Source organism: Stenotrophomonas maltophilia (genome assembly GCF_047497515.2).
GTDB lineage: Bacteria > Pseudomonadota > Gammaproteobacteria > Xanthomonadales > Xanthomonadaceae > Stenotrophomonas.
In genome coordinates, this window is the sequence record NZ_JAXAXL020000018.1 from 48,356 (window position 1) to 61,548 (window position 13,193).

Genomic DNA, 13,193 nt, shown 5'->3' on the forward strand with positions numbered 1-13,193 from the left:
GACCCGGCCGGACAGGCGGGTCGAACCACCACCACCGCGACCGACGGCGACCACTTCAAGACCGGACGCCTTGATCTGTTCCGGGGTCAGCTGCACTACGCCTTCATCAGCGTCGGCGGGTGCTTTGGCGGCTTCTGCCTGGGCTTCCTTGCTGTCGGCGGCGTGGCCGTGGCCATCGTCGGTGCCGGCCTTGGCGGAAGCGGGGTCTTCATTCGCAGGCGTCTGCGCATTGCCGGCGCAGCCGGCAAGGAACACGGTCAGCAGGAGGCCACCGATCAGGGGGAAGGAACGGGAGAGAGTCATGGGGCCTCCACAAAAGGTGCGCGCCCTTCAAGGCGGGCAAGATCGATTTCGGCGCCGACGCGCGACAGGCGCGCATCCACGGCGGTGCCGCGGGCGGCGATGAGGGCGCTGCGCGTGCTGCGCAGTTCCAGCTGCGAGATGCGTCCGGCGTCGAAGCCGACGCGTGCGAGGCGATACGCCTCTTCGGCGGCGACCACGCTTTCATCGGCGGCGCGGGTACGGCTGCCGGCCGCCTTCAGCCCGGCCACGGCAGACAGGCGTTCGGCCTCGCTGTCGCGGCGCTGCTGGTCCAGGCGGGCCTCGGCCGCGCGCTGGTCGGCATTGGCGGCGCGGATGCCCCCGCGGTTGCGGTCGAACAGCGGGATGCTGAGGCTGACCCCGAGGTTGTAGGCACGCTCGCCGCCTTCGCGGAAGCGGGTCTGCGCGGCGGTGACGCTGAGGTCGGGCAGGGCGCGCTTGCGCTCCACGTCGACCAGCTTGCCGGCTGCATCGGCTTCGGCTTCGGCGATGCGCACCGCCAGCGCCACGTCGGTGGCGCCACGCGGCAGCGGCGGGGCACGGTCGAGCAGGCTGTTGTCGATCGACTGCACCGGCGCATCCAGCAGCGCGGCACCGGCCAGGCGGGCCAGCGCGGCATCGCGGAACGCCTGCGCCTCATCCAGCGCAGCGCTGGCATTGGCCACTTCGCTCTGCGCCTGCACCGCGCGCAGCTGCGGTTCGCGGCCCTGCTTGACCATCGCGTTGACGGCGGCCGCATCATCGCGGGTCAGCGCGAGCGCTTCGCTGGCGAGGGTGTAACGACGCAATGCACTTTCCGCCTGTGCGTAGACCACCGCCAGTTGACTGGCGACATCACTGCGGCTCTGCGAACCACGCAGGGCAGCGGCCTGTGCCTCGGCCCGGGCGGCCCGGACGCGCGCGCCACGCTGGCCCCAGACCTCCAGCGGCTGGGACAGGGTGAGCACGGTATCGGCCTTGCCCATGCCGCGGTAGGTGCCAGAGCCCCAGGCGTTTTCGGCCGAGTAGGAAAGGGAGGGATTGGGCAGCGCACGGGCCTGGTCGGCGCGCGCATCGGCGGCCTCGGCCAGTGCGGCACCCACACGGGTGCCGGGCAGCTGGTCCAGGCGTTCAAGCAGGGTGTCGTAGGAGGGGGCGGCTTGCGCCATCACCGATGCCGCCGGGGCCAGGCCCAGCAGCACAGCGACGACCAGCCCAGCCGCGCGCGGCGACCGAGGTGTCAGGATCGACATAGGGGGATTCCGGTTGTGAGTGAAACGGGAGCCCGCAATCGCGGGACGCGCTCAACTCACGCCCGGGGAGGACGCGTCAATTCATCCTGGGCGACCGCATAGGTCGCCGCATCGCCTGCATTCATCCAGCGCGCCGGCAGTGGCGCACCGAAGGCAGCGAGGGTGCTGGCCGGCAGGCTCAGGTTGGAATGGTGGCAGTGGTTGTGGCCACAGGCACCGACATGCTTGCCATCGGTATCGCCATCGGCATCCGGCGCGGACTCCACGTGCACCGTGCTGGCGTGCGGTTCCACCGTGCACGCCAGTGCGTCGGCCACCGGCACGACCACGAACGCCGCCATCAGCAGCATCAGCAGGGTCGAACGGAGGTGGCGGGTGATCCAGCGCATGAAGGCGAGGCTAGCAAGCGGTTTTCGCCGGATACAATATCAATGGCCGCTTCGGGAATCCGTCGGAATCTCCCGTTCAGGTGCGTCGGGCTGGGGGGCTTTCTGCCCTGGTGGGGCTGACCTCCTGCTCTGGTAGGTGCTGACCTCCTGCCTAGGTGGGTGTCGACCTTGGTCGACACGCCTTTCGATGTTGCCGGCCAGCGGCCGGCACTACCGCCGGTCTGCAGGCAGCTTCGCGATCACCTTGATCTTGAACTGGAACCCGTACAGCCAGGTCACGCCGACTGCCCTGGTAGGTGTCGACCTTGGTCGGCACGCTTTTCTACACCCGACACATTGTTGCCGGCCAGCGGCCGGCACTACCGCCGGTCTACAGGCAGCTTCGCAATCACCTTGATCCCGAACTGGAACCCGTACACGCTTTTCTACCCCCGACACATTGCTGCCGGCCAGCGGCCGGCACTACCGCCGGTCTACGGGCAGCTTCGCGATCACCTTGATCTCGAACTGGAACCCGTACAGCCAGGTCACGCCGATGCCGGTCAGGGTCGGGTGCGGCGCCTCGCCCCAGTATTCGGGCACGATTGCCCAGGCCTTCTCGAAATTTTTCTCTGGATCGACCAGGAACACGGTCACGTCGATCACGTCATCGAACGTGCAGTCTGCGGCAGCCAACACCGCATTGAGATTCTCGAAGGCGCGGCGTACCTGCGTCTCGAAGTCCGGCTCGGGGGAACCGTCCTCGCGGCTGCCGACCTGGCCGGAGACGAACAGGAGGCCATTGGAACGGATCGCCGGCGAGTAGCGGTTGCGCTCGTACAGGGCCTGGCGACCGGCGGGGAAAACGACATCACGCTGTGACATGGGGAAGATCCCGTGGGAGATAACGCCATCCTCCCCGCCGACGCTGTCTGGATAAACCGCGATTATCGGCCTAGATTGATTGCCAATCCCAAACAATCACGGCCTGTCATGGACCGCTTCGAGGCGATGCGGGCGTTTGCCCGGGTGGTGGAGACCGGCAGCTTCACGCGCGCCGCGCTCACGCTTCAGATCAGCCGCACCACCGTCACCCAGCTGGTGCAGCAGCTGGAGGCGCACCTGCGGCTGCGCCTGCTCAACCGCACCACCCGGCGGGTCAGCGTCACCGCCGACGGGGCGACCTACTACCCGCGCATCGCCCGCCTGCTGGCCGAGCTGGAAGAGGTGGAGGGCGGGCTGGGCGATGCGGCCACCCAGCCGCGCGGGCGCCTGCGGGTGGATGTGCCCGGGCCGTACGCGCGGTTGCGGCTGGTGCCGGCACTGCCGGATTTCCAGGCGCGCTACCCGGAGATCCAGATGGATATCGGCGTGAGTGATCGCGAGGTCGATGTCATCGCCGACAACGTCGACTGCGTGATCCGTGGCGGCACGCCGGCCGACCCGGCACTGGTGGCGCGGCCGCTCGGCGCGCTGCCGATTGGCTTCCACGCCAGCCCGGGCTACGTGCAGCGCTTCGGCCTGCCGGCCGACCCGCGCGCGCTGGACGGGCCCGACCATCACATGGTCGGCTTCCTCAGCCCGCGTAGCGGCCGGGCGCGGGTGTTCAGCGCGCAGCGCGGCGATGAGCGCGTCCAGGTGCAGGGCCGCTACACGGTCGGCTTCGACGACGGTAACGCCTATCTGGCCGCTGCGTTGGCGGGTCTGGGCGTGGTGGCGCTGCCCAGCTACATGGCCGCGCCGCACGTGGCGCATGGCGAGCTGCTGCCGGTGCTGCAGGACTGGCAGCTGCCGCCGATGCCGATGCACGTGATGTTCCCGCCGAACCGGCACATGAGCCAGCGGCTGCGGGTGTTCATTGATTGGGTGGTGGAGGTGCTGGGGTGAGCATCTGCAACGTTTCCGAAGCCGCTCACGCGGTGGCACGTGCGAAAATCACCACAGCACGCAACCGGAAACTTCGTCACGCATGAGCCGCATCGTCGCACTGGATACCGAAACCACCGGCATCTCCCATCGGCTCGGCCATCGCGTGATCGAGATCGGTGCCGTCGAGTTGATCGATGGCCAGCTGACCGGGCGCCAGTTCCACACCTACCTGCAGCCGCAGCGCAAGGTCGACTGGGGCGCACAGCGCGTGCATGGCATCAGCGATGCGATGCTGGTGGGCAAGCCGCTGTTCTCCAGCAAGGCCGCCGAACTGCTGGCGTTCCTGCGCGGCAGCGAGATGGTCGCGCACAACGCCACCTTCGATGTGGGCTTCCTGGACAACGAGCTGCGCCTGTCCGGCATTCCCGGCACGCTGGCCCAGCATTGCCGCATCACCTGCAGCCTGAAGCTGGCGCGCGGGCGCTGGCCGGGCCAGGGCAACAAGCTGGACGATGTACTGCAGCGCCTGCGCATTCCGGGAAACCGCGGCCTGCACGGCGCGTTGAAGGATGCCCATCTGCTGGCGCAGGTCATCCCGCACCTGCGTTGAGGCCCGCCACCGGGCGTGTTCAGCCACAGCCTGTGGGTAACTTGCGCAAGTGCTTGAACCCGTGCATAATGCGCGGCTCGCTGTGTCCGGTTTTCTACCGGGCGGCGTCCCCGGGAGCACGTCCCCGGCCGCCCAACGCCAGCGTAACCCTTTGATTCTCTTGACGTGTGGTGGGCAACCACCGAGGCCGCCGTCTCCCGGGCTACGGGCTGACACAACTTACTATCGAGGTGCGCCATGTCCCGCGTATGCCAGGTTTCCGGCAAGCGAGTGCAGACCGGTAACAACGTCTCGCACGCCAACAACAAGACCCGTCGTCGTTTCCTGCCCAACCTGCACGAGCGCCGCTTCTGGGTTGCCAGCGAGAACCGCTGGGTGAAGCTTCGTGTTTCCGCGCATGCACTGCGCACCATCGACAAGAACGGCATCGATTCCGTTCTGGCTGAGCTGCGTGCGCGCGGCGAAAAGGTCTGAGGAGTAGACGATCATGGCAGGCAAGCGCGATAAGGTCCGTATGATTTCGACCGCCGGTACCGGTCACTTCTACACGACTGACAAGAACAAGAAGAACACCCCGGGGAAGATGGAATTCTCCAAGTACGATCCGGTCGTGCGCAAGCACGTCCCGTACAAGGAAGGCAAGATCAAGTAATCCGCAAGGATTGCTGGTCCCCGCGAAGAAACCCGCCCTTGTGGCGGGTTTTTTCATGTCTGGCATCCAGGTGGTGGGTACTTCCTGCATTGCCGCGGTGGGTGCCGACCGTTGGTCGGCACGCTGTCCCCACACCCGGTAGGTGTCGACCCTGGTCGACACGCTGGTTCAAAGCAGTCGAGCAAGCTCGACTCTGCACACCCTGCTGGGCAGAATGGCCCATCACCTCCCGACGGGCGACGCGATGCTGTTCGAGTGGTTGCTGGGTTCGTACCTGCTGCTGATCGACTGGCTGATCCGGCTGGTCGCGCTGTGCTGGATCCCCACCCGCACCACGCCGGGGGCGGCGCGCAGCTGGCTGCTGCTGGTCGGCTTCGTGCCGCTGCTGGGCCTGCCGCTGTACCTGCTGTTCGGCCACCCGTGGCTGTCGCGCGAGCGCATCCGCCGCCAGGCCGAGGCCTCGCAGGTCATCCGCGAGGAACAGGCACTGCAGCACCGTCTGCGCTGGACCCCGCAAGCGGACACCGCCAGCGCCGAGATCGTGCCGCTGGTACAGCGCCAGGGTGACTTCATGCCGGTGCACGGCAATGCGGTCGACCTGCTGACCGACTACGACGAATCGCTGTACACGCTGATCGCCGACATCGACCAGGCCGAGGACCGCGTGCACCTGCTGTACTACCTGATGTTCGATGACGCGGTGGGCGAGGCGGTGGTCGAGGCACTGCAGCGTGCGGCCGCGCGCGGCGTGCAGTGCCGTGTGCTGCTCGACGCGGTGGGAGCCAAGCGCGGCCTGCGCGCCTATCGCAAGCGCCTGGAAGCGCGCGACATCGAAGTGCGCGCGATGCTGCCCGGTGGCCTGCGCTGGCGCCGCAGCGGGCGCATGGACCTGCGCAACCACCGCAAGATCGCGGTGATCGACAACGAAGTGGCCTACGTCGGTTCGCAGAACCTGGCCGGTCCCGGATTCGTGCCCGGCCACCCGAACCGCGAGCTGGTGGCGCGCGTGCGTGGCCCGGCGGTGGCGCATCTGGAGGCGGTGTTCGCCAGCGACTGGTACATGGAGACCGGCCAGCGCCTGGACGTGATCGCCGATGTGCCCGAGTGCAGCGATGACATCGCTACCCAACTGCTGCCCAGTGGTCCGGCGTATCCCTATAGCAACGCGCGTGATGCGGTGGCGGCGTTGATCCACCTGGCACGGCGCCGGCTGGTGATGGTCACCCCGTACTTCGTGCCCGACGAAGCCACGCTGAGCGCGCTGCGCATTGCCGCGTTGTCCGGCGTGGACGTGCAGCTGATCCTGTCGGCCAGCAACAACCAGCGGCTGACCTCGTGGGCGCAGGAGGCGTACTACGACGAGCTGCTGCGCTGTGGCGTGCGCATCGCCCTGTACGAACCGCAGTTCCTGCACGCCAAGCACATGAGCGTGGACGAGGACATTGCCGTACTCGGCTCGATCAACATGGATATCCGCTCGTTTGCGCTGAATGCCGAAATCGGCCTGATCTGCTACGACCGCGCGCTGGTCCAGCAGCTGTGCGCGATCGAGGACGGCTACCTGCGCGAGTCGCGGCAGCTGGACCTGCAGCAGTGGCGCAGCCGCCCGACGTGGCGGCGCAGCCGCGAAGGCATCGCACGGCTGGCCGATGCGTTGATGTGAGGCTGCAGCAACCGCCTACTTCGGCACGCCGGCCCGTCATCGCCGATGGCCTACAATCGGCACATGACTGATTCACCGCGTAATGGCGAACTGGACCTGGCAATCATCGGTGGTGGTGCGGCCGGCGTGCTGGTGGCGATCCAGGTACTGCGCCAGGCCAAGGCGCCGCTGGCGCTGGCCATTTTCGAACCGGCTTCGCAGCTGGCGCAGGGCATCGCCTATGCCACGCCGTGGCCGGAGCATCTGCTGAACGTACCGGCGGCGAAGATGAGTGCGTTTGCCGACCAGCCTGGCGATTTCCTCGACTACCTGATGGACGCCGATGCCTACCCGGGCGAGGCGCGCGAGGTGCTGGGCGAGCGTTACGTGTGCCGCCACTACTTCGCGGCCTACCTGCAGCAGCGCCTGCAGGACGCCGCCAAAGCCAGCCCGGCGCAGCTGCAGGTGATCGCGCAGCCGGTGCTGGGCCTGCAGCCGGATGACCACGGTTACCGGCTGCAGCTGGGCGACGGCCAGACACTGCACGCCGCACAGGCGGTGCTGGCCACCGGCAACAGCATGCGCCCGCTGCCGGTCGCCGGCGCCGACGCGCTGCCCGCCGATGACGTGATCGAGGCCTGGGACTACGACGGTGTGCGCACCCTGGCCGGCGAACAGGCCGTGGCCATCGTCGGCTCCGGCCTGAGCATGGCCGACACCGTGCTGGCGCTGGTCGCCGCCGGCCACAGCGGACCGCTGCATGTGATCTCGCGCCATGGCCTGCTGCCGTTGCCGCATGCCCACGGTGGCCTGCCCAGCTTCGACCCGGCCACGCTGCTGCCGATGAACCTGCGCCAGCGCCTGCGCGCATTGCGCGGCTTCGCGCGCCAGGCACAGGCTGAAGGCATGCCGTGGCAGGGCGTGATGGACCGCATCCGCCCGCACGGGCAGGCACTGTGGTGCAGCCTCGATGAGGCCGACCAGCGCCGTTTCCTGCGCCATGTGGTGCGCTATTGGGACGTGCATCGCCACCGCATCGCTGAAGAGGTGGATGCGCAGTTGCAGGCGCTGCAGGACAGCGGCCAGCTGCGTATCCACCGGTCGCGCCTGCAACGCGTCTGGCGTGAAGCCGATGCGCTGCAGCTGTCTGGCCGCGATGCCTTGGGCAACGAACAGCAGTGGACGATCGGCGGCGTGATCAACGCCACCGGCGTGGAAACCCGTGCCAGCGCGTTGCGCAATCCCTTGCTGCAACAGTTGCAGGCTGACGGCCTTGCCCGCCCCGGCCCGCACGGCCTGGGCCTGGACAGCACGGTGCCGGGGGATCGCCTGTGCGCCACCGGTGGCCAGCCGCAGGCACGGCTGGGCGTGCTCGGCAGCCTGCGCATCGGCAGCCTGTGGGAAAGCCTGGCCGTGCCTGAACTGCGTCAGCAGGCGCACGCACTGGCAACCCGGGTGGTCGCAGGAGCCGCGACGGCGATGCCGTAAAATGGGGGCATGGATGTCTCCCACCTGCTTGATGGCCTGAACCCGGCCCAGCGCGAAGCCGTCTCCGCTCCCCCCGGCCACCACCTGGTGCTGGCCGGTGCCGGTTCCGGCAAGACCCGCGTACTCACCCACCGCATCGCCTGGCTGCATGAAGTCGATGGCGTGCCGACCCACGGCATTTTCGCGGTGACCTTCACCAACAAGGCGGCCGGCGAAATGCGCCACCGCATCGACGCACAGCTGCCCAATGGCAGCCGCGGCATGTGGATCGGCACCTTCCACGGCCTGGCCAACCGCCTGCTGCGCCTGCACTGGCAGGACGCGAAGCTGCCCGAAGGCTTCCAGGTGATGGATTCGGACGACCAGCTGCGGCTGGTCAAGCGCGTGGTGCAGGCGCTGGAACTGGACGACGGCAAGTACCCGGCCAAGCAGATCGCGTGGTGGATCAACGCGCAGAAGGACGAAGGCCGCCGCCCGCAGCACATCCAGCCCGAACCGAACGACGCGTGGCTGGAAACCATGCGCCAGGCCTACATCGAGTACCAGGCACGCTGCGACCGCGCCGGCCTGGTCGACTTCGCCGAGCTGCTGCTGCGCGCGCATGAGCTGCTGCGCGACAACCCGGCGCTGCTGTCGCATTACCGTGCCCGCTTCCGCGAGATCCTGGTGGACGAATTCCAGGATACCAACGCCATCCAGTACGCCTTCGTGCGCGTGCTGGCCGGTGATTCCGGCCATGTGTTCGTGGTCGGCGACGATGACCAGGCCATCTATGGCTGGCGCGGTGCCAAGGTGGAAAACGTGCAGGGCTTCCTGCGTGACTTCCCGGGCGCGCAGACCATTCGCCTGGAACAGAACTACCGCTCCACCGCCAACATCCTCGGCGCCGCCAACGCGGTGATCGCGCACAACCCCGACCGCATCGGCAAGCAGCTGTGGACCGACAGCGGCGACGGCGAGCCGATCGACCTGTACGCCGCGTACAACGAGATGGACGAAGCGCGCTACATCGTCGAGCGTGCCCGCCAGTGGGTGCGCGATGGTGGCAGCTACACCGAAGTGGCCGTGCTCTACCGCAGCAACGCGCAGTCGCGCGCGCTGGAAGAAGCACTGCTGAGTGAACAGGTGCCGTACCGCGTGTACGGTGGCATGCGCTTCTTCGAACGTGCCGAAATCAAGGACGCGCTGGCCTATCTGCGCCTGCTGTCCAACCGCAACGATGACGCGGCATTTGAACGCGCGGTCAACACGCCCACCCGTGGCATCGGCGACCGCACCCTGGACGAAGTGCGCCGTGAGGCGCGCGCGCAGGGCATCTCGCTGTGGGAAGCGACCATGCTGGTCACCCAGGGCAGTGCGCTGGCCGCCCGCGCGCGCAATGCGCTGGCCGGCTTCCTGGTGCTGGTCAACGAGCTGCAGGCGCAGACCCTGCAGATGACCCTGGCCGAGCGCGTGGACCACGTGCTGGCCCGCTCGCAGCTGCGCGAGCACTGGAGCAAGGAAAGCCGCAACGCGCTGGATTCGGAATCGCGCACCGACAACCTCGACGAACTGGTCTCTGTGGCCTCGCGCTTCGTGCGCCGTGCCGACGACATCGAGGAAGTGGGCGAGGACATGGACGAGCTGGTCGCGTTCCTGGCCTATGCCGCGCTGGAGGCCGGTGAGGGCCAGGCGCAGGCGGGCGAGGACGGCGTGCAGCTGATGACCCTGCACTCGGCCAAGGGCCTGGAATTCCCGCTGGTGTTCCTGGCCGGCCTGGAAGAGGGCCTGTTCCCCAGTGCACGCTCGCTGGAGGAAAGCGGTCGGCTGGAAGAAGAGCGCCGCCTGGCCTACGTGGGCATCACCCGCGCGCGCCAGAAGCTGGTGCTGAGTTACGCCGAATCGCGCCGCATCCACGGCCAGGACAACTACAGCCTGCCGTCGCGCTTCCTGCGCGAGATCCCGCGTGAGCTGCTGCACGAAGTGCGGCCGAAGGTGCAGGTCTCGCGGCCGGCCTCGATGGGCGCCAGCCGGGTGATGGGCCATGCCTCGATCGAGGCGCCGCCGATCAAGCTCGGCGCACTGGTCAGCCATCCCAAGTTCGGCGAAGGCATGGTGACCGACTACGAAGGCAACGGTGCCCACGCCCGCGTGCAGGTCGAGTTCGCCGACGCCGGCAGCAAGTGGCTGGTGATGGCGTATGCCAACCTGACGGTGATCTGATCACCGTCGAGGGTCGGATCCCTCCCGCAGGGAGGGCTCTGACTCCATCGCGGGAAAGCCCAGCCGAGCATGGGCTCGGCGCAACAGCTGCAGTCAGCCATCAGCCGGTAGTGAACGTCTCCACGGCTGCCACCAACCGCGCGCGATCCATCGCTTCTTCATCCTGGCGGTTGCGGATCAACACGTAGTGGCTTTCTGCCGGCGACAGCACCTCGATCACCTCGCCGCGGTAGTTGGTGATCTCAAAGAAGCCGTTGCCCACGCCGTTGAGGTTGTCGATCTGTGCTATCAACGTCTCCAGGCTCACGATGGCGCCGCCCTTGTCCGTTCCGCCGCCAGTGCGGGGATTGTCGAAGTACACGCTTATCTTCGGCTGCCTGGTCCGATGCCAGTTGTTGACGTCAACGATGTGATGTGTGGACCACCTGAAGTCATCTTCTGATTCGTTGCCGTTGAACTCACACCGGAAGATCGGCAGGCACAGGAACAGACCCGTGCGCTTCTCGATCCGGTTCAGAAGCCCGTGATACGTGCTGGGCACCGCCATCGCATGAGTGAACCCATAGGCGTTGGAAGGAATTTCAAAGATCGTTGGCCCATCGTGTGAAAGACGGGGCGGCGCGTTCAGTACAACGCTGGCGGCGAATTCCGGATCATCGACATTCTTGGACGCGATCGCGAGGTCATGTCCCTTGGCATTCCTCATGCAGCAATAGAGTACGTACGTCGCGACTACGTACTTGCTGAAGTAGCAGCCGTGGACTTCGGCCACCTCTCCGAACGTCGTTAACAGGTCATCCTTGGTGATCATGGGAATCTGGGCGGTGGAAAAGCCCATGATGGCCTTTCGAGTGTTCTCCGACCATGCAACTTGTCCGAGAGCACTTCAATCACGTAGGACGCGATTCGCCTTTCCCGAAGGAAACGTGTCCTGGCGGCCGGGTTTACAACTATTCCGATAGGAAGTGCTGGTCTTCGGGGCTACTCTCCTTCGGTTCTGTTGATCTCCGGAGAGTGTAGATGTCTTGTCTTGGTGTTCATTTCGCATTGACCGCCGAGGAGGTATCGCTCCTTCGCGCACAGCCCGATGGAGAGATTCGGGTGAACTTCGTCAAAGAAGTATTCGAGGAGGTCTATCTGGGGGATGAGTCGCCCTACGCTGCGGAGAGTGCAAAGGCTTGGGACGCCATGGATCGTGCGATGACGATGAAGTTGGATGATTCCCTGGATCCCGATGGGGTGCTCCGCTACCTGGTGGTCGACGGTGAGCCCTTGAACTCGGGTGACGACTTCATTCTAAGTTTGAAGACCCCGGATCAGGTTGCACTGGTGGCAACGTTCATAGAAAACATCGACATCAGCGCGTTCCGTAATCGATATTTCATGATCGATCCTGCGGAATATGGTGAGCTGCCAAGTGAAGATGACTTTCAGTACACCTGGGAATGGTTCCAATGTGTACGAGACTTGTTCAGGACGGCAGCAAACAGCAAGCGATTCGTTCTCTTCACCGTCGATCAGTAGAAGCGCGCACGGCGTGGGGTCAGAGACCTTTTCCGATGGAAAAGAACTCTGACACCGATTACGCTGCGGGCATGACCCGCCACGTGCTCTTCCTCTGCAGCCAGAACCGCCTGCGCAGCCCGACGGCCGAGCAGGTGTTCGCTGATTGGCCGGGAATTGAAACCGCCTCGGCCGGGCTGCTGGCCGACGCCGAGGAAGTGCTCAGCCCGGAGCTGCTGCAGTGGGCTGACCTGGTGTTCGTGATGGAGAAGGCGCATCGCAACCGGCTGTCCAGCCGCTACAAGGCATGGCTGGGCGGCAAGCGGGTGATCTGTCTGGATATCCCCGACGACTACGACTACATGGACCCGGTGCTGGTGGAGCTGCTGAAGCGCAAGGTGACGCCGTTCCTGCGCTGAGCAGGGGGAAAGGCAGTCGAGCATCGGCTCTACAATAGAAGCCACACCTTCCAGGAACGCCCCCATGACCGACCCCACGCTGCACGTCACCGTGAAGTTGAACGCCCGGCTGCAGCCGGAGCACCGCCATGAACTGTTCGAGGATCCGCTCGATGCGCTGCTGCAGGCAGCCCAGGTGGGCGAGCTGACCGGCGGCGGGACCGCGATGTCCGACCTGGGTGAGGTCGAGTACGGCGATATCGAAGTAGCGCTGGTCGATGCCGCCGGCGTACCGAAGCTGATTGATCTGCTGGAGCAGCTGGGTGCACCGAAGGGCTCGCAGCTGCAGGGTGCGGGCGAGGCCGACCGCAGCTTCGGCGTGACCGAAGGCCTGGGCATCTACCTGGACGGGCTGACCCTGCCGGACGAAGTCTACGAGCAGTGCGATTCCAACCACGTGTTCGAACAGCTGTCGGAGAACATCGACGGCCTCGGCGAGATCTGCAGCTGGTGGCAGGGCCCGACCGAGACCGCGCTGTACATGTACGGCGAATCGTTCGAGGCGATGCGCGATGCGATCGCCGAATTCGTGGCCAGCTACCCGCTGTGCCGGAACGCACGCGTGGTGCAGATCGCCTGAGGGCGGGGAAATGTAGAGCCGAGCCATGCTCGGCTCCCGGGTCCTGCAGCCGAGCGTGGGCTCGGCTCCACAGAAGCGGGTTAGCGGCCGGCCGCCTGCCGCGCGTTGTCGCGCAGCGCCATGTCCTTGCCGACTTGGTAGCCGCCGAAAAGCATCGCCATGGTGACGATTGCGGCGACCAGGATGGATTTCTGGGAACTCCAGGCGGGCGGTTTGTTGTCCTGCATGTCGGTCGTCCTTGAGCGCGGCAGTGCGCCGCCCGCCGAGC

Annotated in this window: 15 protein-coding genes and 2 pseudogenes; 10 read left to right on the top strand and 7 right to left on the bottom strand. The window is 66.4% G+C overall.

Annotation, left to right across the window (positions count from 1 at the left end):
• From ACMZPQ_RS19395 to ACMZPQ_RS19415, 5 genes and pseudogenes are all read right to left on the bottom strand, one after another.
• Window positions 1-303 (bottom strand): annotated as a pseudogene (locus ACMZPQ_RS19395) (efflux RND transporter periplasmic adaptor subunit); the annotation flags it as partial.
• On the bottom strand, window positions 300-1,553 hold the full coding sequence (locus ACMZPQ_RS19400) for a TolC family protein (RefSeq protein ID WP_197581861.1): 1,254 nt from the start codon (window positions 1,551-1,553) through the stop codon (window positions 300-302). The gene ACMZPQ_RS19400 and the pseudogene ACMZPQ_RS19395, both read right to left, overlap by 4 nt.
• Before the next feature lie 56 nt (window positions 1,554-1,609).
• Window positions 1,610-1,942 carry a hypothetical protein gene (locus ACMZPQ_RS19405; RefSeq protein ID WP_057497800.1) on the bottom strand — a complete coding sequence of 111 codons (333 nt, stop codon included), beginning with the start codon at window positions 1,940-1,942 and terminating at the stop codon, window positions 1,610-1,612.
• Window positions 1,943-2,152: 210 nt separating this feature from the next.
• A pseudogene (locus ACMZPQ_RS19410) lies at window positions 2,153-2,230 on the bottom strand (RidA family protein); the annotation flags it as partial.
• Between the two features lie 174 nt (window positions 2,231-2,404).
• Window positions 2,405-2,806: a Rid family hydrolase gene (locus ACMZPQ_RS19415; RefSeq protein WP_197581859.1), complete on the bottom strand. Its 402-nt coding sequence runs from the start codon at window positions 2,804-2,806 to the stop codon at window positions 2,405-2,407.
• 108 nt (window positions 2,807-2,914) lie between these two features.
• Between ACMZPQ_RS19415 and ACMZPQ_RS19420 the strand changes: the two genes are divergently transcribed.
• From ACMZPQ_RS19420 to uvrD, 7 genes are all read left to right on the top strand, one after another.
• Window positions 2,915-3,808, top strand: coding sequence for a LysR family transcriptional regulator (locus tag ACMZPQ_RS19420; protein ID WP_197581857.1), 894 nt, complete (start codon window positions 2,915-2,917; stop codon window positions 3,806-3,808).
• 82 nt (window positions 3,809-3,890) lie between these two features.
• Window positions 3,891-4,400, top strand: coding sequence for a DNA polymerase III subunit epsilon (gene dnaQ / locus ACMZPQ_RS19425; protein WP_049456343.1), 510 nt, complete (start codon window positions 3,891-3,893; stop codon window positions 4,398-4,400).
• A gap of 237 nt (window positions 4,401-4,637) precedes the next feature.
• The gene (gene rpmB / locus ACMZPQ_RS19430; protein ID WP_005411638.1) at window positions 4,638-4,874 is read left to right on the top strand and encodes a 50S ribosomal protein L28; all 237 of its coding nucleotides are present in this window, start codon (window positions 4,638-4,640) and stop codon (window positions 4,872-4,874) included.
• A 10-nt stretch (window positions 4,875-4,884) separates the two neighbouring features.
• Window positions 4,885-5,052, top strand: a complete 168-nt coding sequence (rpmG, locus tag ACMZPQ_RS19435) for a 50S ribosomal protein L33 (protein ID WP_170272460.1) — start codon at window positions 4,885-4,887, stop codon at window positions 5,050-5,052.
• Between the two features lie 244 nt (window positions 5,053-5,296).
• Window positions 5,297-6,715, top strand: coding sequence for a cardiolipin synthase (gene cls / locus ACMZPQ_RS19440; protein WP_197581869.1), 1,419 nt, complete (start codon window positions 5,297-5,299; stop codon window positions 6,713-6,715).
• A gap of 45 nt (window positions 6,716-6,760) precedes the next feature.
• On the top strand, window positions 6,761-8,182 hold the full coding sequence (locus ACMZPQ_RS19445) for an FAD/NAD(P)-binding protein (RefSeq protein ID WP_197581856.1): 1,422 nt from the start codon (window positions 6,761-6,763) through the stop codon (window positions 8,180-8,182).
• A 9-nt stretch (window positions 8,183-8,191) separates the two neighbouring features.
• Complete coding sequence (uvrD, locus tag ACMZPQ_RS19450; protein WP_197581854.1) at window positions 8,192-10,384, top strand: DNA helicase II; 2,193 nt, start codon at window positions 8,192-8,194, stop codon at window positions 10,382-10,384.
• A 100-nt stretch (window positions 10,385-10,484) separates the two neighbouring features.
• Here the strand turns inward: uvrD and ACMZPQ_RS19455 are convergent, their stop codons facing one another.
• Complete coding sequence (locus ACMZPQ_RS19455) at window positions 10,485-11,222, bottom strand: hypothetical protein (RefSeq protein WP_197581853.1); 738 nt, start codon at window positions 11,220-11,222, stop codon at window positions 10,485-10,487.
• Window positions 11,223-11,404: 182 nt separating this feature from the next.
• On the opposite strand from ACMZPQ_RS19455, the gene ACMZPQ_RS19460 reads away from it, so the two are divergent.
• The 3 genes from ACMZPQ_RS19460 (at window position 11,405) to ACMZPQ_RS19470 (ending at window position 12,925) form a co-directional block, all read left to right on the top strand.
• Window positions 11,405-11,908, top strand: coding sequence for a DUF1877 family protein (locus tag ACMZPQ_RS19460; RefSeq protein WP_197581851.1), 504 nt, complete (start codon window positions 11,405-11,407; stop codon window positions 11,906-11,908).
• A 71-nt stretch (window positions 11,909-11,979) separates the two neighbouring features.
• A complete protein-coding gene (locus ACMZPQ_RS19465) occupies window positions 11,980-12,306 on the top strand; it encodes a low molecular weight protein tyrosine phosphatase family protein (RefSeq protein WP_197581867.1) in 327 nt (108 codons plus the stop codon).
• 64 nt (window positions 12,307-12,370) lie between these two features.
• Window positions 12,371-12,925, top strand: a complete 555-nt coding sequence (locus tag ACMZPQ_RS19470; protein WP_197581849.1) for a hypothetical protein — start codon at window positions 12,371-12,373, stop codon at window positions 12,923-12,925.
• A gap of 80 nt (window positions 12,926-13,005) precedes the next feature.
• On the opposite strand, the gene ACMZPQ_RS19475 is transcribed toward ACMZPQ_RS19470, so the two are convergent.
• Window positions 13,006-13,152 (bottom strand): hypothetical protein, encoded by a 147-nt coding sequence (locus ACMZPQ_RS19475; protein WP_197581847.1) that lies wholly within the window; start codon window positions 13,150-13,152, stop codon window positions 13,006-13,008.
• Window positions 13,153-13,193: the final 41 nt, after the last annotated feature.

Excerpts from the sequence above, each read along its gene's own strand:
- ACMZPQ_RS19420 (WP_197581857.1), top strand. The coding sequence starts at position 2,915 with ATGGACCGCTTCGAGGCGATGCGGGCGTTTGCCCGGGTGGTGGAGACC.
- ACMZPQ_RS19475 (WP_197581847.1), bottom strand. The coding sequence starts at position 13,152 with ATGCAGGACAACAAACCGCCCGCCTGGAGTTCCCAGAAATCCATCCTG.
- ACMZPQ_RS19400 (WP_197581861.1), bottom strand. The coding sequence starts at position 1,553 with ATGTCGATCCTGACACCTCGGTCGCCGCGCGCGGCTGGGCTGGTCGTC.
- cls (WP_197581869.1), top strand. The coding sequence starts at position 5,297 with ATGCTGTTCGAGTGGTTGCTGGGTTCGTACCTGCTGCTGATCGACTGG.
- ACMZPQ_RS19460 (WP_197581851.1), top strand. The coding sequence starts at position 11,405 with ATGTCTTGTCTTGGTGTTCATTTCGCATTGACCGCCGAGGAGGTATCG.
- ACMZPQ_RS19415 (WP_197581859.1), bottom strand. The coding sequence starts at position 2,806 with ATGTCACAGCGTGATGTCGTTTTCCCCGCCGGTCGCCAGGCCCTGTAC.
- dnaQ (WP_049456343.1), top strand. The coding sequence starts at position 3,891 with ATGAGCCGCATCGTCGCACTGGATACCGAAACCACCGGCATCTCCCAT.
- ACMZPQ_RS19470 (WP_197581849.1), top strand. The coding sequence starts at position 12,371 with ATGACCGACCCCACGCTGCACGTCACCGTGAAGTTGAACGCCCGGCTG.
- ACMZPQ_RS19465 (WP_197581867.1), top strand. The coding sequence starts at position 11,980 with ATGACCCGCCACGTGCTCTTCCTCTGCAGCCAGAACCGCCTGCGCAGC.
- ACMZPQ_RS19405 (WP_057497800.1), bottom strand. The coding sequence starts at position 1,942 with ATGCGCTGGATCACCCGCCACCTCCGTTCGACCCTGCTGATGCTGCTG.
- uvrD (WP_197581854.1), top strand. The coding sequence starts at position 8,192 with ATGGATGTCTCCCACCTGCTTGATGGCCTGAACCCGGCCCAGCGCGAA.
- ACMZPQ_RS19445 (WP_197581856.1), top strand. The coding sequence starts at position 6,761 with ATGGCCTACAATCGGCACATGACTGATTCACCGCGTAATGGCGAACTG.
- rpmB (WP_005411638.1), top strand. The coding sequence starts at position 4,638 with ATGTCCCGCGTATGCCAGGTTTCCGGCAAGCGAGTGCAGACCGGTAAC.
- ACMZPQ_RS19455 (WP_197581853.1), bottom strand. The coding sequence starts at position 11,222 with ATGGGCTTTTCCACCGCCCAGATTCCCATGATCACCAAGGATGACCTG.